This is a genomic window from Burkholderia theae, from assembly GCF_048565265.1.
GTDB classification, from domain to species: Bacteria; Pseudomonadota; Gammaproteobacteria; order Burkholderiales; family Burkholderiaceae; genus Burkholderia; species Burkholderia theae.
On sequence record NZ_CP183461.1, the window covers coordinates 1,789,382 to 1,807,073 of the forward strand.

Consider the following 17,692-nt stretch of genomic DNA (forward strand, 5'->3'; position numbering starts at 1 on the left):
CATGGCAAAACTTCAGGAGCCCATCAAGCTGTACATCGTGCAGTCCTTGGCCTGCTTCGACACGATCTCGCGCGTAGCGAAGGCCGTGCGCGAGGAGTTCGGCGTCGAGGTGTCGCCGCAGCAATGCGAGCGGTATGACCCGACGAAGCGAGCCGGCGCATCGCTCAGCAAGAAGTACTTGGAGATCTTCGAGCGCACGCGCGAGGAATTCCTGAAGGACACATCGCGCATCGGCGTCGCGCATCGCGCCGTGCGCCTCCGCAAACTCGACCACGCTGTCGGCCTCGCCGAGCAGCGCGGAAACATTCCGCTGATGGCCCAACTGCTCGAACAAGCTGCGAAGGAAGCTGGAGACGCGTTCACGAACCGTCACCGTCTGGAGCACACGGGCAAAGAGGGCGGTCCGATCACCGCGATCTCGACTGTGACGAACGACCCACAGGAGGCGGCGAAGATCTACGCCAAGCTCATGAACCCGTAGCATGCCCATCCCGTTCCCGTTCGATTTCCGTGCACCGGATTACGTGCAGGTGTTCGAATGGCGAGCGGAGCGGTTGAAGCGCATCCGCGCGAATCTGGCCATGCTGCCGGCGCTGCGGACGTTCTACCGTGACAACCCGGCCCAGTTCATCATCGACTGGGGCATGACGTTCGACCCGCGCAACGTCGAGCGCGGGCTGCCGGCGACGATTCCGTTCCTGCTTTTCCCGAAGCAGGAGGAATGGTGCCAATGGTTCATGGAGCGCTGGAAGTCGCAGGAACCGGGCATCACCGAGAAGACGCGGGACATGGGCATGTCGTGGCTGACGGTCGGCCTAGCCGACACGATTTGCCTGTTCCATGAGGGCGTCGCGGCGGGCTTCGGTTCGCGCAAGGAAGAGTACGTCGACAAGATCGGCGCGCCGAAAAGCCTGTTCTGGAAGGCCCGCGAGTTCCTGCGTCTGCTGCCGGCCGAGTTCCGCGGTACATGGGACATCGGCACGCACGCTCCGCACATGCGCATCCTGTTCCCGGACACCGGCTCGGTGATCACGGGCGAGTCGGGCGACGGCATCGGCCGCGGCGATCGCGCCAGCTTCTACGTTGTGGACGAGTCGGCATTCCTCGAGCGTCCGCAGCTGGTCGACGCGTCGTTGTCGGCGACGACGAACTGCCGCCAGGACATCTCGACGCCGAACGGCATGGGCAATTCGTTCGCGCAGCGCCGGCACAGCGGCAAGATCAAGGTGTTCACGTTCCACTGGCGTGATGACCCACGCAAGGACGACGCCTGGTACGCGAAGCAGGTTGCGGAGCTGCCGGCCGTCGTCGTCGCGCAGGAAATCGACATCAACTATGCGGCGTCGGTCGAGGGCGTGGTGATCCCGTCGGCATGGGTGCAGGCCTCGATCGGCGCGCACGTGAAGCTCGGCATCGAGCCTAGCGGGCTGCGGCGCGGCGGCCTCGACGTCGCCGACGAGGGCAAGGACAAGAACGCGTTCGCGGGCCGCTACGGCTTCCTGTTGAACTACCTGAGGTCCTGGTCTGGCAAGGGCGGAGACATCTACGAGACGGTCGAAAAGACCTTCGGCATCTGCGATGAGCTCGGCTACGAGTCATTCGACTACGACGCCGACGGCCTCGGCGCCGGCGTGCGCGGCGACGCGCGCGTGATCAACGAGCGGCGCATCGAGATCGGCAAGCGGCCGATCAACGACGAGCCGTTCCGTGGCTCCGGCCCGGTGCACGACCCGGAAGGCGAGATGGTGCAAGAGCGGAAGAACAAGGACTACTTCGCGAACCTGAAGGCGCAATCATGGTGGGCACTGCGGCTGCGCTTTCAGGCGACGTATCGCGCTGTCGTCGAGGGCAAGCCGTACAACCCGGACGACATCATCTCGATCGATCCTGCGCTCGACGAGCTTTCGGCGCTGACGATGGAACTCGCACAGCCGACCTATACGGTCAACGGCGTCGGGAAGATCGTCATCGACAAGGCGCCTGAGGGCACGAAATCGCCGAACCTGGCTGACGCGGTCATGATCGCGTACCAGCCGGCCGGGCAGGTTCTGGATATCTGGACAAGGTTGGCAGGATGAATCGAAAGCAACGCAAGGCCGAGCAGCGGCAATACCGCGCGATGGCTGCGGATTCCGCCAACGCGAAACGCTGGCTGACGCCGGACAGCTTCCAGAATTTCGAAGCGCGCGTCGGGCTCGGCACGCCGAACCAGTCGTCCGCCTACCAGTACGGGTTCGACTTCATCTCGCGCAACCGCGTGCAGATGGAGGCGATGTACCGGTCGTCGTGGATCGTCGGTCAGGCCGTCGACGTCGTCGCCGAAGACATGACGCGCATGGGTGTCGAGATCGGTTCGGACATCGATCCCGACGACAAGGACGCCCTGAACCAGGGGTTCGAGAACCTCGCGATCTGGGACAGCCTCTGCGACACGGCGAAGTGGGCGCGCCTCTATGGCGGCGCGCTCGCCGTCATGATGATCGATGGACAGGACGCGTCGAAGCCGTTGCGGCTGGACACGATCGCCGAAGGCCAGTTCAAGGGCCTCTGCGTGCTAGACCGCTGGCTCGTGCAGCCGACGCTCAACGACCTGGTGCAGGAGCCGGGTCCGGAGCTGGGCATGCCGCGCTATTACGACGTCGTGGCCGACTCGATGGCGCTCCCGCGCCAGCGGATCCACTACAGCCGCGTGCTGCGCTTCGACGGTGTCACGCTGCCGTACTGGCAGCGCATTGCCGAGAACCTCTGGGGGCAGTCGGTCATCGAGCGGCTGATCGACCGGCTCGTCGCGTTCGACAGCACGACGATGGGCGCGGCGCAGCTCGTGTTCAAGGCGCATCTGCGCACGATGAAGGTCAAGGACCTGCGCAAGATCATCGCGATGGGCGGCCCGGCGCTCGAGGCGCTGCTGAAGAACGTCGACTTCATCCGTCGGTTCCAGTCCAACGAAGGGCTGTCGCTGATCGACGCAGATGACGAGATGCAAATCGACCAGTACGGTTTCACCGGGCTGGATGCCGTGCTGCTGCAGTTCGCGCAGCAGCTCGCAGGCGCACTGCAGATCCCGCTCGTGCGCCTGCTTGGCCAGTCGCCCGCAGGCCTGAACGCGACGGGCGAGTCGGACCTGCGCACGTACTACGACAACATCAAGCAGCAGCAGGAGCGCCGGCTGCGCCGGCCGCTCAACGTGCTGTTCGAGGTGCTGTTCCGCTCGGTGCTCGGCATGGCGCCGCCGAAGGGCTTCTCATACGACTTCCGCGCGCTCTGGCAGATGACCGACGAACAGAAGGCGGCCACGGCCAACACGATCACTGACGCGGTGACGAAGGCGGTCGATGCCGGCCTCGTGACGCCTGCCGGCGGCATGAAGGAACTGCGCGCGTCGGCCCATCGAACCGGCGTGTTCTCGTCGATCACCGACGAGGAAATCAAGCAGGCCGAGGACGAGCCGCCGCCGGCCGCCGAAACGGAGCTTCCCCCTGATGCTGATGACCCGAACGACGGACCGCAAGCGACGCCGCAATCCGGTGCGCCTGGCCGGTCCCGAGCGTCAGCTAAGGACGCAGCTCCGCAAGATCGCCGAGCAGGTGGGCGCGTTGGTCGATGGCTTTCCGCCTGGCGATCCCGCGTACGCGCCGACGATCGAGCAGCTGCTTAGGCGGTACGCCGAGGCGCTCACGCCGTGGGCCGAGGCGACCGCCGCGCGGATGCTCGACGACCTCAACCGTCGCGACGAGCAGGCGTGGATGCAGCATGCGGCGGACATGTCGCGCGCGCTGCGCGACGAGCTGCGCCGCGCGCCGACCGGCGAGACGATGCGCGAGCTGATGGCCGAGCAGGTCGGCCTGATCAGGTCGATCCCGCTCGAAGCCGCCGAGCGCGTGCACCGCCTGACGATCGAGGCGCTCGAAGACAGCACGCGCGCGGCAGCGATCTCGAAAGAGATTCAGCGGTCCGGCGAGGTCGCAAAGAGCCGCGCCGACCTGATCGCACGCACGGAGGTCTCGCGCGCGGCGACGTCGCTCACCGAGGCCCGCGCGCTCGCCGTCGGCAGCACGCACTACATCTGGCGCACCAGTGGCGACAGCGACGTCCGGGCCGGCCACCGCGCGATGGAAGGAAAGGTCTGCGCGTGGGACGACCCGCCGGAGGTCGACGAGAACGGCCGCGTCATGCGATTCCACCCGGGGCAGATCTGGAACTGCCGATGCTGGGCCGAACCGATCATTTCCGAGGATTGACATGCGCTTCTATACCGTACAGAAGCTCGGGCCGAAGCGCTCGCTCACCCCCGAGGGCTTCCTGCTCTGCGAAGACGTTCCCGTCGCGCGCACCGGCGAGATGCTGTACGCCGACGGCGAGGTGCCGATCGAGGCTGGTCCCGACGGCCTGATCCGAATCAGCCGCACTCCCGAAGAGGTGTTTCGCGACCAGACGCTCGCAAGCTGTGCCGGCAAGCCGGTGACGCTGGACCATCCCGACGACTTCGTCACGCCCGCGACGTTTTCCGCGCTCGGCAAGGGCGTTATGTTGAACATTCGCCGCGGCGCCGGCATTGAGGACGACCTCATGATCGCGGACCTGCTGATCACCTCGCAGGACGCGATCTCGGCGGTCGAAGACGAAGAAATCGAAGAGGTCAGCCTCGGATACGAGGCCGACTACGAACAGGTATCACCCGGCCGCGGGGTACAGCGGAACATCGTTGTCAACCACGTAGCCATCGTCCCTCGCGGCCGCTGCGGCCCGCGCTGCGCGATCGGCGATAAGGAACCCGAGATGAAGACGAAAGACAGCAAGCCGACCACCAAGCCGCCGCGCCGCTCGTCGTGGCTCGACCGCCTGATGAAGTCGCTGAAGACCGGCGACGAGGATGGCGTCGAGGAAGCGCTCGAAGAGGGTCGCAAGTCGATGGACGAAGAGTCCGACGAAGAGCGCGAAAAGCGGGAAGCCGCCGAGCGCGAAGGCAAGACGGCCGACGCGATCGCCGCGCTCACCAAGACGGTTAAGGCACTCGACCGTAAGATCAACCGCCTCTCCGCGCGCGACGCCGAGCGGGAGCACGAAACCGAGGACGACGACGAGGAAGACGACGACGATTCGGATACCACGAAGGACACGATCATCGAAGCCGAGCCGTCGCGTCGCGTCAGCGAAGAAGGCGTCGACCTGTACACCGGCGACTCCGCGCGCCTGATTCCGGCACGCGCCGAGATCCTCGCCCCGGGAGTGAAGCTGCCGACGCTCGATGGCCTGAAGACGAAGGACCGTGCGGCGGCGCTTTGCCGCTGCCAGCGCAAGGCGCTCGACCAGGCATACGAGACGGATGCCGGCCGCGCAGCGATCACGCCGTTCCTCGGCGGCCGCGCGCCGGACTTCGACACCATGCCCGCGCGGGTCGTCGACACGATCTTCACCGGTGCGGCCGAGCTGATGCGCGTGAAGAACAACTCCAACGCGTCGAGCAGCAAGGTCACCACGCGCGATTTCGGCAAGCCGACCAGCATCGCCGAGATCAACGAACGCAACCGCAAGTTCTGGGCCGGTCAGTCCAGCCAATAAAGGAGAACGCCTCATGGGCAACGCAATTCTGTATCGCATGCCGTCGGGCATTCCCGGCGACGTGACCCGGCCGTCCCAGTCGACGATCGAGCCGGTCCCCCTCGACCCGACCGCGCCGTTCTCGGCGTATGGCCTGTTCGGCAAGATCGCGAACGGCAAGTTCGTACCGATCGGCGCAGGCGATGTCGCCGCGTCGGTCTACGGTCTGCTCGTGCGTCCGTTCCCGACGCAGAGCTCGCAGGATCCGCTCGGCACGTCGACGCCGCCCACGAAGGGGATTGGCGACGCGCTTCGCCGCGGCTACCAGACCGTGCTGTTGAACGCGGGCGTTGCTGCGCTCGACGGCCAGGTCTATGTGCGCGTCGCGGCGGCCGCAGCAGGCAAGCCGATCGGCGGCATCGAGGCGGCGGCCGACGGCACGAACACGATCGCGATCACCGGCGCGACGTTCATGTCGGCGGCAGATGCGTCCGGCAACGTCGAAATCGCCTACAACATCTAAGGAAGCCGACATGACGACTCACAACAAGACGCTGCTCGCCCGCGCGGCCGGCATCGCAATCGTCGGCGCGCCGGCGATCATTCGCGCGCGCACGCGCGACAGCATGATGACGTTCGACGCGCGCACGATCGACAGCACCGGTTCGTTCCTCGTCGGCGAGCTGGAACGGCTCGACCAGACGCTGCATATGCCGCTCGCGTCGGTCACCTGGTCGCGCGACATCGACCTCCGCGAGGACGTGTCGATTGCCGACGAGGTGTCGTCGTTCACGAACTCCATGTTCGCGGCGGCGGGCGGCCCGTCGCCGGCTGGCAAATCGTGGGTGGGCAAGGACGCGAACGCGATCGCGAGCCTTGGCCTCGACATCGGCAAGACGCCGAACCCGCTGACGCTGTGGGGCATGCAGATCGGCTGGACGATCCCGGAGCTCGAATCGGCGCAGAAGCTCGGCCGCCCGGTCGATCAGCAGAAGTACGAAGGGCTTCAGCTGAAGCACAACATGGACGTCGACGAGCAGGTCTACATCGGCGACTCCGTGCTCGGCGTGACTGGTCTCGTGAACAACACGGCCGTCGCCAACGTCTCGAACGCTCAAACCGGCGGGTGGGCTACCGCGACGCCCGATCAGATGCTGAACGATCTGAACGAGATGGAAAACAGCGCATGGGCGGCATCCGGCTATGCAGTGTGCCCGGGCCGCGTGCTGGTCGATCCGCTCAACTTCTCGCGGCTCGTGTCCCGCAAGGTGAGCGACGCCGGCAACATCAGCGTCCTGCGCTTTCTGCAGGAAAACAGCCTGTCGAACCAGCTCAACGGTCGACCGCTCGAAATCCTGCCGTCGAAGTGGCTCACCGGCCGCGGCGCGAGCGGCACGAACCGCATGATGGCGTACACGAAGGACAAGAACCGCGTGCGCTTCCCGCTCGTACCCCTGCAGCGCACGCCGCTCGAGTACCGCGATCTGCGGCAGCTGGTGACGTACTTCGGGCGCCTCGGCGTCGTCGAAGTCGTGTATCCGGAAACGCTCGCATACCGCGACGGCATCTAAGGGGGCATCATGGCAAAGACAAAAATCTATGTCGCGAAAGCGTTCAAGCTGCTCCGTGCCGATGGCATCCATGCCGATTTCCCGGTCGGCATGCATACCGTCGACCAGGACATCGCCGACAACTGGTATGTGAAACACCATACCGGCGATCCGGGTGATGTTCTGGCGACGCCCGGCGCGGACGAACTGGCCGCTGCAGTCGCGGCTGCGCGCGCCGAGCTCGACGCCGAGGGGCGCCGGCTCACCGAGCAGCATGCCGAGCTCGATGCGATGTCGAAGGGCATCGATGCCCGGGCGGCCGATCTGGACGCGCGCGAGGGCTCGATCGCCGCGCGCGAGCTGGAGCATGCGTCGAATGTCGCGGCGTTCGAGGCTTCCCAGGCTGCTACTGCGGAGGCCGCATCGCAGAAGCAAAGCGGCAGCCAGAAGCAGGGCGGCAAGCAGGCATAATGGCCGCAGGCGGGCGTGCCGCGCGTGCGGCGCGCTTGCCATCTCCAACTGAAGGTGACCCGTGGATATTGCTCAGTTCCGCCAGACGTTCCCCGAATTCACGAATTCGACGCTGTACCCCGATGCGGTCATCCAGATCTGGCTGACCGTATCCGTGTCGCTCGTGAATCCGGAGCGCTGGCAGGAGCTGACCGACATCGGCATCGGGCTCTGTACAGCGCACCACGTCGCTCTGTCGATGCGCGACCAGAACGCGGCGGCCGTCGGCGCAGTGCCCGGGCAGGTGACCGGGCCGCAGTCGGCGAAGTCGGTCGACAAGGTCAGCGCCAGCTACGACACGGCGGCCGTCGCCATTAAGGACGGTGGATTCTGGAATAGCACCATGTACGGGATCCGCTATCTGAGCCTCGCGATGATGATGGGCGCGGGCGGTATGCAGCTGTAGCGCCGCAGTGCATGGGAGATTTTGATGGTTGTAAGGGTGAAGCAAGACCACCTCGACGACGTTCTGAAATCGATCGCTGCTCTCGTGCAGAGGGAGGTTCTCGTCGGCGTGCCGGACAGCACGGCCGGACGTAAGGACGAGGGGGAACCGATCAGCAACGCTGAGATCGGCTACTTGATGGAGAACGGTTCTCCGGCGAATAATGTGCCGGCTCGACCTCATCTGGTGCCGGGAGTTGAGGGTGCCCTTCCGAGGATCGCGCCGCAGCTGCAGAAAGGCGTCGAGGCAGCTCTTCGCGGTGATGTCGGCAAGATTGATGCGAAGTTGACGCAGGTCGGCGAAATGGCGGTTGCATCAGTTCGCCTGAAGATCCGTAGCAACATTCCGCCGCCGCTCGCACCGTCCACGATCGCGAACCGATACCGTCAGCGTGGCACGAAATCGCAGCGGAAGTCGGAGAAGGATTATTCCGCGCTGGTCGACGCTGGCGCGCAGGCGGCAGGCATGAGCCTGTCTGAGATTCAGTCCGCGGCAGGGATCATCCCGTTGATCAACACCGGCGGCTATTTGAAGTCCATCACGTACGTGAAACGTACGAAGAAGTAACGTACCACTCCTGACATCGAAAGGCCGCCGTGTGCGGCCTTTTTGCATTGGAGCCAGCAATGGCATTCCTCGACGTCACCGAGGTCCTGCTCGACCCGGATTTCATGGATACCGGCCTGATCTGCAACCGCATGGCGCAGACGGTCGACGCGCGCGGTCGCGGGCAGAACACGCCGACGGCGGCTACGTTCGCGGCCGTTGTGACCAGCGACAAGGGCGACATCCTGCACCGCAACGCCGACGGCAGCCGGATCATCGGCTCGATCACCCTGCATACGATGTTCCGCCTGATGGACGGCAGTCCCGGGCAGGATGCAGACGAGGTGATCTGGGCCGGTCGAACTTACACCGTCGTCAACGTGAACGACTACTCGCACTTCGGGCGCGGCTTCGTCTGCGCGACGTGCGACCTGAAACCGCTTTCCGGATGACCCCATGAACGACAGCTCGACCGGTGGATATCTGGCGCCAGCCGTCGATACGCCGCCGGACGAGGATGATGCCCTCGACGATCTGGTGCACGACCTGGTCGCGGGCATCACGGCACTGTCCCCCGACCTCGTGCGGCCGCGCTGGCAGCCGGTCGTCGCGAAGCAGCCCGAGCCTGGCATCAACTGGTGCGCATTCGGCATCCAGACCCAGACGCCGGACGCGAGCCCCGCGATCGTGCACAACGGCGCGAACGAGGGCAGCGACACCTACATCCGCCACCAGGATCTCGACGTGCTCTGCACGTTCTACGGGCCGGCGGCCAAGGGCTATGCGCAGCGGCTCGCCGACGGGCTCGCGCTCCCACAGAACCGCGAGCAGCTCCAGCTGCTCGACATGGCCTTCGTCAGCGTCTCGGAAATCCGCGCCGTGCCGGACCTGGTCAATCAGCAATGGGTGCGGCGGTACGACATGACCGTGATGCTGCGCCGGAAAGTCACGCGCACCTATGCGGTGCTGAACCTGAAATCGGCGCAGGCATCGACGACGACAGACGCGTCGCCGCCCGTCACTTCCACCATAAACGTCAACCTGTAGGGGATCAGCATGTCCAACGGACTGCCGGTATCGCGCCGCATCAACGTGACGCTCAGCCTCGCGGCGCTCGCGGCGCAGGGCGCGAACCTGAACACCGCGCTCATTCTGGGCGCATCGACCGTGATCGACACGAATGAGCGGATGCGCCCGTATGCCGGGATCACCGACGTGGCGGCCGACTACGGTACCGCGGCGCCGGAATACCTCGCTGCCGCGCTGTACTTCGGCCAGACGCCGAAGCCGCAGAGCGTGTGCATCGGCCGCTGGGCGAAGACGGCGACGTCGGGCTCGCTGCGCGGCGGCGTGCTGTCGGCGGCGCAGCAGGCGCTCGCGCAGTGGCAAGCGATCACGAACGGCGCGTTCAACATCACGATCGACGGCACGGCGCGCAACGTATCCGCGCTGAACTTCTCGACCGCTTCCAACCTGAACGGCGTGGCCTCGATCGTGCAGGCGGCGCTCGCGTCGTATGCGACAGTCGTGTGGACCGGCAGCCAGTTCCAGGTGACGAGCAAGTCGAGCGGGATCGGCGCGGCCGCGAGCGGCACGATCACGCTGACGGCGAACCCCGCAGCAAACGATACGGTCACCATCAACGGCACTGCGGTTACCTTCGTTGCGGCCGCCCCGGTGGGCAGCCAAGTGCTGATCGGTGCCAACGCTGGCGCGACGGCAGCCAACCTGCAGACGTTCCTCGCAGCATCGACGGACGCCAACCTGTCGCAGTGCGGCTACTCGACCACCGGCGCCGTCACGACGGTCACCGCGATCGCGGTTGGCAACGCCGGCAATGCGATCACGCTCGCGAAATCGAGCGCGGCCATTACCCTGTCGGGTGCCACGCTCGCCGGCGGCGTCGCTGCATCGACGGTAAGTTACGCGACCGCGCCTGGTGCCGGTACCGACATCTCGGCGATGCTCGGCCTGACGAGCGCGCTCGCGTCGGCACCGGTGAACGGGATTTCGGCAGAACAGCCGACGGACGCGATCGCGATCTTCCTTGATCGCTTCGCGAACAAGTTCCTCGGGATCGAGTTCGCGGATACTGCGGTGACTGACGACCAGCACGTCGCGGTTGCGGCGATGATCGAGGCCGACCAGGCACACATCTACGGGATCACGACCCAGAACCCGCAGGCGCTGGACTCGACCGTGACCACTGACCTGGCGAGCCGCCTGAAGGCGCTCAACTACCAGTACTCGGTGATCCAGTACTCGAGCGCGAGCCCGTACGCGATCAGCTCGTTCCTCGGCCGTCTGCTGACCGTCGATTTCAACGGCAACAGCACGACGATCACGATGGACTACAAGCAGGAGCCGGGCATCGTCGCCGAAGCGCTGTCGACGTCGCAGGCCAACGCGCTGCAGGCGAAGAACTGCAACGTCTTCGCGGCGTACCAGAACAACACTGCGATCGTGCAGTACGGCGTCACGCCGAGCGGCATCTTCGTCGATTCGATCTACAACGCGATCTGGTTCAAGAATGCGGTCCAGACGGCGGTCTACAACCTGCAGTACCAGAGCCCCACGAAGATCCCGCAGACGGACGCGGGCAACGCGCTGATCGCGGGTGCGATCTCGTCGGTGTGCGACCAGGCCGTGACGAATGGCTATCTTGCAGCTGGCGTGTGGAACTCGGCCGGCTTCGGCGCCATCGTGCAGGGGCAGACGCTGTCGAAGGGCTACTACGTCTATGCACCGCCGATCTCGTCGCAATCGCAGGCGGACCGCGAGGCCCGCAAGTCCGTGTCGTTCCAGGTCGCGGCGAAGGAGGCGGGCGCGATCGGCGACGTCGACGTCGCGCTGACCGTCAACCGGTAAAGGAAGAAAAACACCATGAGCACCTACAGCTTTGTGGACGTCACGGCGACGATCGTCGGGCCGACGGGCGTGTTCTCGCTCGGATATGGCGAAGCCACCGCCGAGGAAGGCATCGTGATCGCGCGTGCCGGCGACAAGAACACGATGACCATCGGTTCCGATGGCGAGGGCATGCACAGCCTGCACGCCGACAAGTCCGGGCAGGTGACGCTCCGCTACCTGAAGACCGCGCCGATCAATGCCAAGCTGATGGCGATGTACGACGCGCAGTCGCTGTCGAGCGCCCTCTGGGGCAAGAACCTCATCGAGGTCTCGCAGACGGCGGCAGGCGACGTCATCACGGCGCGCAGCTGTGCGTTCAAGAAGGCGCCGGACCTGCGCTATGCGAAGGACGGCGACATCGTCGAGTGGATCTTCGATTCGATCAAGATCGATAGCCTGCTCGGGACGTACTGACCATGGCGACGGAAAAGGAAATCGGCGGCCAGCGGTACCAGCTCGGCAAGATGGATGCGATGCGGCAGTTCCACGTGAGCCGCCGCATCGCAACCGTGCTGCCCCCGCTGATCCGGTCCTATCTCGACCTCCAGACGTCCGACGTGCCGCTCACGAAGAACCTCAAGCTGCTCGCGACTTCGATCGAGCCTGTCATGGAGGCTCTCTCGGGCATGAAGGACGACGACGCGGAATACGTTGTGGGTGCCTGCATGCGCGTTGTTGAGCGGCATCATGGCGCTGTCTGGGCCCGTGTCTGGTCGCCGACACAGGACGTGTGCATGTTCGACGACATCGACATGGGCACGATGCTGACGCTCACAGGCTACGTGATCATGGAGAACCTCGGGCCTTTTATTCAAGGGCTGCTTACCGGTCTGGCGAGCAGCCCGAGCGAGGCGACACCAGCTGGATAAGGGTGCTGCCCGGTGGCGAGGATTGGCTGCTCGCACCGGTGCACGCGCAGATGTGCCGGTTCGAATCGCTGAAGGACGGCACACTCGACCTGGCTGACATCGCGCTGATGAACGATTCACTCGCCGTCCGGGCGGACAACGAAGCGGCCGCGCGCCGCAGACAGGAACAGAAGCATGGCTGAATCGTCCGTCATCCGCGAATTCCTGGTCGCGCTTGGCTTCAAGATCGACGTCGACTCGGAGAAAAAATTCCGGGACGGCGTCGAGGGCGCGACCAAGAAAACGGAGGAGCTTGACAAGGCGCAGGTGAAGGCTGGCAAGTCGGCTGTCACGATGGCGGCCGCGTTCGTCGGAGCAACCGCGTTCGTCGCCGCGCGCACCGTCGATTTCGCCCAGAAGCTGGAGAACCTGCACTTCGCGTCGCGTCGGACCGGTGCCGCCGCGAGCAGCCTCAAAGCTGTCGCGAACGCCGCGCAGGATGTCGGCGTGAGCGCTGACCAGGCGCAGAGCAGCATCGAGAACGTCGCGCGCTTCATGCGCAACAACCCGGCCGGCGAGAGCTATATCGGCTCGCTCGGTGTGCAGACGCGCGATGCTAACGGGCAGCTGCGCGACACCGTCGACATTGTCAACGACATCGGCAAGGTGATGGCGAAGAAGCCGGCATGGTTTGGCGCGCAGTACGCGCAGCAGCTCGGCATCGACGAGAACTACATGCTGGGCATGCGCGACCAGGCATACCAGCAATCGTATGACCGAGCGAAGGGGGATTACGCGCGGAGCGGTGTCGACACGGCGAACAACGGCGGCCATAGCCTGATGAGTGCGCTGCGTCACATGCAGAGCGGCTTGGAAGGCACGTTCGGTACCGTTGGCACCTTCGGGATTGAGACGGGCGCGACGCTAGGCGGTGGTCTCCTGACCGCGATGGCGGCGAAGAAGGCCGTGCAAGCGGCAATTGGTCGGGCGCTTGGCGTTGGAGTAGAGAAGGCGGCGACCGCCGCTGCGACCGCCGCCGCAGAGACTGCCGCAACAGCAGCGGTTGGGACAGGTGCTGAAGTTGGTGCGGCAGCTACGGGAGCTGCGGTGGCGGGGCGCGCCGGCCTGCTTTCTCGATTGTTGCCGTGGGGCGGCCGCTTGCTCGGACGGGCCGGCGCACTCGGGCTGCTTTTCCACAGTGAAGGGCTGAACCGAGGCGAGGACGAAGATCTGAAGCGGCGGCAAGCGCTTGGTCCGACGATCGACGGTCCTGCGTCGAAGAAGGCTCAGGCGTCGGCGCCTACTGATGCGACGCGGGCATCGCCTCCTATCGCAGCCGGTCAACCGGCGGCCGCCAATGCACCGCCGAGCACTGCCGCGCAGCGTATCGCCGATGCGATCGCAGCATCGAAGGAATCGGAGGCGCGATCCGGAATTCCTGCGCTCGTCACGTTCGCGCAATGGGTGCAGGAAAGTGGCTGGGGCAAAAAGATGTCGGGGAAGAACAACCCCTTCGGCATCAAGGCACGGAAGGGTGAGGCCGGCACCGATGTGGTCACCCATGAGGTGATCAACGGAAAGCGCATTCGGATGGTCCAACGCTTCGCAGACTACGACTCGATGGCCGACGCGTTCACCGCGCACGCAAACTTGCTCGCGAAGGGAAAGCCGTATTCGAAGGCACGCACGCATCTCGATGATCCGTTCGCATTCGCAGACGCGTTAACCGGTGTGTATGCGACCGACCCAAAGTACGGTGGCAAGCTGAAGAAGATCATGGGTGACATGCTGCAGAACTCGGAATGGTCGCAAGTGCCTGATGTTCAGCGTGATCGAGCGGCGCACATCGAGATCCATAACGACGTGAAGATCCAGGTTTCGGGCATGGCCGATCCGAATGAGACGGCGCGCGCCGTCGGGCGTGAGCAGCAGACGGTGGCGGATACCACCATTCGGAATATGCGGGGAGCGATGCAGTGACGACCATCTCCGATGTCCTCGATGTCACGCTGACAGGAGGCAAAAAGATCGGCGGCGTGACCATCTCTGCCATTGTGGAGGAGGTCTACAGCGACAACGCCGTGATCACCGAACACCCTGTCGAGAAAGGTGCACCGATCAACGATCATGCGTATGTGCGGCCGCGCGAGGTGATCATGAAATGCGGCTGGAGCAATGCCGACTACTCGGCGCTGCTTGGAGCGGCAGTGGTCTCGTTCGATCCGACGGGCGCGAACACGATGGCGACCGGCACGTATGTCGATGCGATTTACAGCAAGCTGCTGCAGCTGCAGGCGAACCGCGAGCGGATCGACGTCGTTACGACGCGCCGGAAGTACTCGAACATGCTGATCCAGGGCCTGACGGTCGTCACCGACCAGAAGAGCAGTTCAGCTCTGATGGTTACCGCCACCCTCAAGCAGGTGATTATCGTGAGCACGCAGGCAACGAAGCTGCCGCCGCGCTCGAACCAGGCGAATCCGGCCGCTACTGCCGAGACGCAGAACGCTGGAGTTAAGTCGGCCATGCCGGCGACGCCGGCTCCGGGCGGCTCGGTTCCTCCGACGAGTATGTGATGACGACGTTCTACGAAATCCCGCTGACGCCCGATCCGCAAACTTTCTCGATCACGCTGAGCGGCACGATCTATCGGCTGACGATCCAGTATCGCGAGGCGGGCGGTACGGGCTGGATACTCGACATCGCCGATGCGAGCGGTAACCCGTTGGTCAACGGTATCCCGCTCGTGACCGGTGTCGACTTGCTGGGCCAGTACGCGTATCTCGGCTTCGGTGGCCGTTTATGGGTGCAGGGCGCGGCCAGTCCTGACGATGTGCCGACGTTCGACGATCTCGGTGTCGGCTCTCACGTTTTCTGGGTGACGGACTGATGGGAACGCAACAATTCGGTCGCAAGGTCTCGCTGATCATCGGACCCGACGCCGGCGATGCGCTGGACCTGTCCGGCCTGCGCATCGTATTCCGCGTGCAGCGCGGCGATCTTCAGACGCCAAACTCCGCGCGGATCCGAGTGTACAACGTGTCCGATAACACGGCGCAGCGCGCCGCGGCCGAGTTCACGCGTGTGGTGCTGCAGGCCGGATATGAGGGCAACTACGGGATCATCTTCGACGGGTCCATCGTGCAGGTGCGGCGCGGGCGCGAGAGTCCGACCGACACCTATTTGGACATCACGGCCGCTGACGGCGACATGGCATACAACTTCGCCGTGGTGAACACGACGCTCGCTGCGGGTTCGACGCATGCCGACGTTGTAGATGCGTGCCTGAAGGCGATGGGGAAGTTTGGCGTGACCGCTGGCTATATCGTGGACCTTCCGTCGAATCCGATGCCGCGTGGCCAGGTGCTGTTCGGTATGGCGCGCGACCACCTCGAAACGGTCGCTCGGTCGACCCAGACCCTCTGGTCGATTCAGGATGGTCAGTTGCAGATCGTGCCCGATACGTCGTACGTGCCAGGCGAGATCCCGGTGATCAACGCGAAGTCGGGTATGGTCGGCCTGCCCGAGCAGACGCAGAATGGCATCACGGTTCGCATGCTGCTCAATCCGTCAGTAAAGATTGGCCGGCTGATCCAGCTCGACAACTCGAGCATCCAACGGTATGAGTTCGGCTTAAGCGTGCCTCAACAGAAGGACAACGGCGCCATTGCTCAGCAAAACCAGCTCAACGGAAAGATCAGCGGCGACGGCTTTTACTACGTGATGACGAACGAATTCTGGGGCGATACGCGCGGTAACGACTGGTACAACGAAGTCATTTGCTTATCGGTCGATGCGACGCCTGGATTGGATTTGACTACCAAGGCCAGCGGTGTTTCAGCGCCAGCCCCGGCAAAGCTCGGTGTGATTAATCCTTACGGTTAATTTTCGGTGATCTCTTTTCGCATCTTCTCCAAGGTCATGAGGCGATCAATGACCATCACGTGAGTTCCGTTTTTTCCAAGCTTGGTTACCGAGATGGAATAGTCTGGAAATTTATCGTACTGCGGCTGTCCGCGATACATATATACGGATGACACTTCATTTCCCAGTACGCGCCAGAAGCATCCGGATAGGATTGATCCATCCGGCAGGGTTCGCTCCATGTAACGCATGTCGCTTGCATTTGCTAGCGGAAGTTTGCATTTCCGCTCAGGGTAGTATCGATACAAGAAATACGATGATGGAAGAACTTGGCTGATGTGAGTGGGTGCTGTCGCGTATCCCCAAACGATCTCTCTATGAAGTGTTTTTTTCTTCTTGAAAACGTCATTAAGAAAATCCGCATATCCGGGGTCGCATGGTTGGTAATGGTTATTTTCTGGTGAGTAGCACCATCCCCCATAAAATAATCTGGCCTCAATTTCTTGGGCTCGCTCGCATGATTTTCGCCCTTCAAAGTCGTCAATTTTTGATTTATTGCATGTGGAAATCTCGAATGCGAGATTGTCGTTTAGAGATTTTCCTTGTTCGATAGACAGATCGGCGAAAGATAGGGCCGGAATTAGAAGGGCGGCAAACAAGATTATTTTCTTCACGTCATATTCCCTATGGATCGAAAAGAACGAGTCGACGACGAGCTGGCCTCGCTGCGCGCGGCGCTGCGCGGCTGGCAGGTCGGCATGTGGACGGCGCTGCCAGGTGTGATCGAATCGTTCGACGACGACGCTCAGACCTGCGTTGTGCAGCCGGCGATCAAGATCCCGATCCGGGCTAACGATGGCACGGTCACGACCGCCGCGCTGCCGCCTGTCGTCGACTGCCCGGTGCAATTCCCGTCTGGCGGGAATTGTACGCTGACCTTTCCGGTGGCTCAGGGTGACGAATGCCTGATCGTGTTCGCGTCGCGCAGCGTCGACGCTTGGTGGCAGTCGGGCGGCGTGCAGGAGCAGGCCGCTCTACGCATGCACGACCTGTCGGACGGGTTTGCGCTGCTCGGTTTCCGGTCGCGGCCGCGCGCGCTCGCCAGCGTCAGCGGCAGCTCGACGCAGCTCCGCAGCGACGACGGCTCGACCTTTTTCGACCTGAACCCGAGCACCCAGAAGGTGAAGATCGTCGCGCCTGGCGGCTTCGAGGTGATCGCGCCTACGCAGGTGCTGGCCGCCTCGACGTCGCTGACCGTGAACTCGCCGCAGTCTGGTTTCAGCGGCGCGGTGATCGTGCAGGGGCTGTTCTCGTTCCTCGGCGGGATGATCGGCAGCGCCGTCAGCGGCGCGGCCGCGGTGATCACCGGAACGATCAACTTCATCGGATCGCTGACCGCCAATGGGAAGCGGATCGACGACACGCACACGCATAACGGTGTCCAGCCGGGCCCGGGCAATAGCGGCAACGTCAACTGA

At 64.0% G+C, this 17,692-nt stretch carries 22 protein-coding genes; 21 read left to right on the forward strand and 1 reads right to left on the reverse strand.

Annotated elements, in window-relative coordinates; genetic code table 11:
• Position 1 precedes the first annotated feature (1 nt).
• From ACN22W_RS08360 to ACN22W_RS08455, 20 genes are all read left to right on the forward strand, one after another.
• Positions 2-481 carry a DUF2280 domain-containing protein gene (locus ACN22W_RS08360; protein WP_419687256.1) on the forward strand — a complete coding sequence of 160 codons (480 nt, stop codon included), beginning with the start codon at positions 2-4 and terminating at the stop codon, positions 479-481.
• A gap of 1 nt (position 482) precedes the next feature.
• Positions 483-2,078 (forward strand): TerL protein, encoded by a 1,596-nt coding sequence (locus ACN22W_RS08365; RefSeq protein ID WP_419687257.1) that lies wholly within the window; start codon positions 483-485, stop codon positions 2,076-2,078.
• A complete protein-coding gene (locus ACN22W_RS08370; RefSeq protein WP_419687258.1) occupies positions 2,075-3,658 on the forward strand; it encodes a DUF1073 domain-containing protein in 1,584 nt (527 codons plus the stop codon). Before ACN22W_RS08365 ends, ACN22W_RS08370 begins: the two co-directional genes overlap by 4 nt.
• Positions 3,597-4,241 carry a phage minor head protein gene (locus tag ACN22W_RS08375; protein ID WP_419687390.1) on the forward strand — a complete coding sequence of 215 codons (645 nt, stop codon included), beginning with the start codon at positions 3,597-3,599 and terminating at the stop codon, positions 4,239-4,241. Before ACN22W_RS08370 ends, ACN22W_RS08375 begins: the two co-directional genes overlap by 62 nt.
• A 1-nt stretch (position 4,242) precedes the next feature.
• Positions 4,243-5,562: a DUF2213 domain-containing protein gene (locus ACN22W_RS08380; RefSeq protein ID WP_419687259.1), complete on the forward strand. Its 1,320-nt coding sequence runs from the start codon at positions 4,243-4,245 to the stop codon at positions 5,560-5,562.
• Positions 5,563-5,575: 13 nt separating this feature from the next.
• Complete coding sequence (locus ACN22W_RS08385; protein ID WP_419687260.1) at positions 5,576-6,064, forward strand: structural cement protein Gp24; 489 nt, start codon at positions 5,576-5,578, stop codon at positions 6,062-6,064.
• A gap of 10 nt (positions 6,065-6,074) precedes the next feature.
• A complete protein-coding gene (locus ACN22W_RS08390) occupies positions 6,075-7,112 on the forward strand; it encodes a DUF2184 domain-containing protein (protein ID WP_419687261.1) in 1,038 nt (345 codons plus the stop codon).
• Between the two features lie 9 nt (positions 7,113-7,121).
• Complete coding sequence (locus tag ACN22W_RS08395) at positions 7,122-7,562, forward strand: STY1053 family phage-associated protein (RefSeq protein WP_419687263.1); 441 nt, start codon at positions 7,122-7,124, stop codon at positions 7,560-7,562.
• Positions 7,563-7,623: 61 nt separating this feature from the next.
• Complete coding sequence (locus ACN22W_RS08400; protein ID WP_301853576.1) at positions 7,624-8,007, forward strand: DUF4054 domain-containing protein; 384 nt, start codon at positions 7,624-7,626, stop codon at positions 8,005-8,007.
• 36 nt (positions 8,008-8,043) lie between these two features.
• Complete coding sequence (locus tag ACN22W_RS08405; protein WP_419687266.1) at positions 8,044-8,613, forward strand: hypothetical protein; 570 nt, start codon at positions 8,044-8,046, stop codon at positions 8,611-8,613.
• Between the two features lie 59 nt (positions 8,614-8,672).
• Entirely contained in the window at positions 8,673-9,044 is a 372-nt protein-coding gene (locus ACN22W_RS08410) for a hypothetical protein (protein ID WP_419687268.1), read from the forward strand.
• A gap of 4 nt (positions 9,045-9,048) precedes the next feature.
• A complete protein-coding gene (locus tag ACN22W_RS08415; protein ID WP_419687269.1) occupies positions 9,049-9,639 on the forward strand; it encodes a phage neck terminator protein in 591 nt (196 codons plus the stop codon).
• Positions 9,640-9,648: 9 nt separating this feature from the next.
• Positions 9,649-11,460: a DUF3383 domain-containing protein gene (locus tag ACN22W_RS08420; protein WP_419687271.1), complete on the forward strand. Its 1,812-nt coding sequence runs from the start codon at positions 9,649-9,651 to the stop codon at positions 11,458-11,460.
• Between the two features lie 15 nt (positions 11,461-11,475).
• Entirely contained in the window at positions 11,476-11,916 is a 441-nt protein-coding gene (locus tag ACN22W_RS08425) for a phage structural protein (RefSeq protein ID WP_301853583.1), read from the forward strand.
• Between the two features lie 2 nt (positions 11,917-11,918).
• Complete coding sequence (locus ACN22W_RS08430) at positions 11,919-12,371, forward strand: phage tail assembly chaperone (protein ID WP_049096477.1); 453 nt, start codon at positions 11,919-11,921, stop codon at positions 12,369-12,371.
• A gap of 2 nt (positions 12,372-12,373) precedes the next feature.
• Positions 12,374-12,553 (forward strand): DUF6889 family protein, encoded by a 180-nt coding sequence (locus ACN22W_RS08435; RefSeq protein WP_419687274.1) that lies wholly within the window; start codon positions 12,374-12,376, stop codon positions 12,551-12,553.
• Positions 12,546-14,330, forward strand: a complete 1,785-nt coding sequence (locus tag ACN22W_RS08440; protein WP_419687275.1) for a glycoside hydrolase family 73 protein — start codon at positions 12,546-12,548, stop codon at positions 14,328-14,330. The genes ACN22W_RS08435 and ACN22W_RS08440 overlap by 8 nt, the downstream gene beginning before the upstream one ends.
• On the forward strand, positions 14,327-14,926 hold the full coding sequence (locus ACN22W_RS08445) for a phage baseplate protein (RefSeq protein WP_419687276.1): 600 nt from the start codon (positions 14,327-14,329) through the stop codon (positions 14,924-14,926). Before ACN22W_RS08440 ends, ACN22W_RS08445 begins: the two co-directional genes overlap by 4 nt.
• On the forward strand, positions 14,926-15,240 hold the full coding sequence (locus ACN22W_RS08450) for a phage baseplate plug family protein (protein ID WP_256085973.1): 315 nt from the start codon (positions 14,926-14,928) through the stop codon (positions 15,238-15,240). The genes ACN22W_RS08445 and ACN22W_RS08450 overlap by 1 nt, the downstream gene beginning before the upstream one ends.
• Positions 15,240-16,235, forward strand: a complete 996-nt coding sequence (locus ACN22W_RS08455) for a phage protein (protein WP_419687277.1) — start codon at positions 15,240-15,242, stop codon at positions 16,233-16,235. The genes ACN22W_RS08450 and ACN22W_RS08455 overlap by 1 nt, the downstream gene beginning before the upstream one ends.
• Here ACN22W_RS08455 and ACN22W_RS08460 read toward each other — a convergent pair.
• Entirely contained in the window at positions 16,232-16,888 is a 657-nt protein-coding gene (locus ACN22W_RS08460) for a hypothetical protein (protein WP_419687279.1), read from the reverse strand. The two genes, ACN22W_RS08455 and ACN22W_RS08460, sit on opposite strands and share 4 nt — an antisense overlap.
• A 12-nt stretch (positions 16,889-16,900) precedes the next feature.
• Between ACN22W_RS08460 and ACN22W_RS08465 the strand changes: the two genes are divergently transcribed.
• Positions 16,901-17,692, forward strand: a complete 792-nt coding sequence (locus ACN22W_RS08465) for a Gp138 family membrane-puncturing spike protein (protein ID WP_419687281.1) — start codon at positions 16,901-16,903, stop codon at positions 17,690-17,692.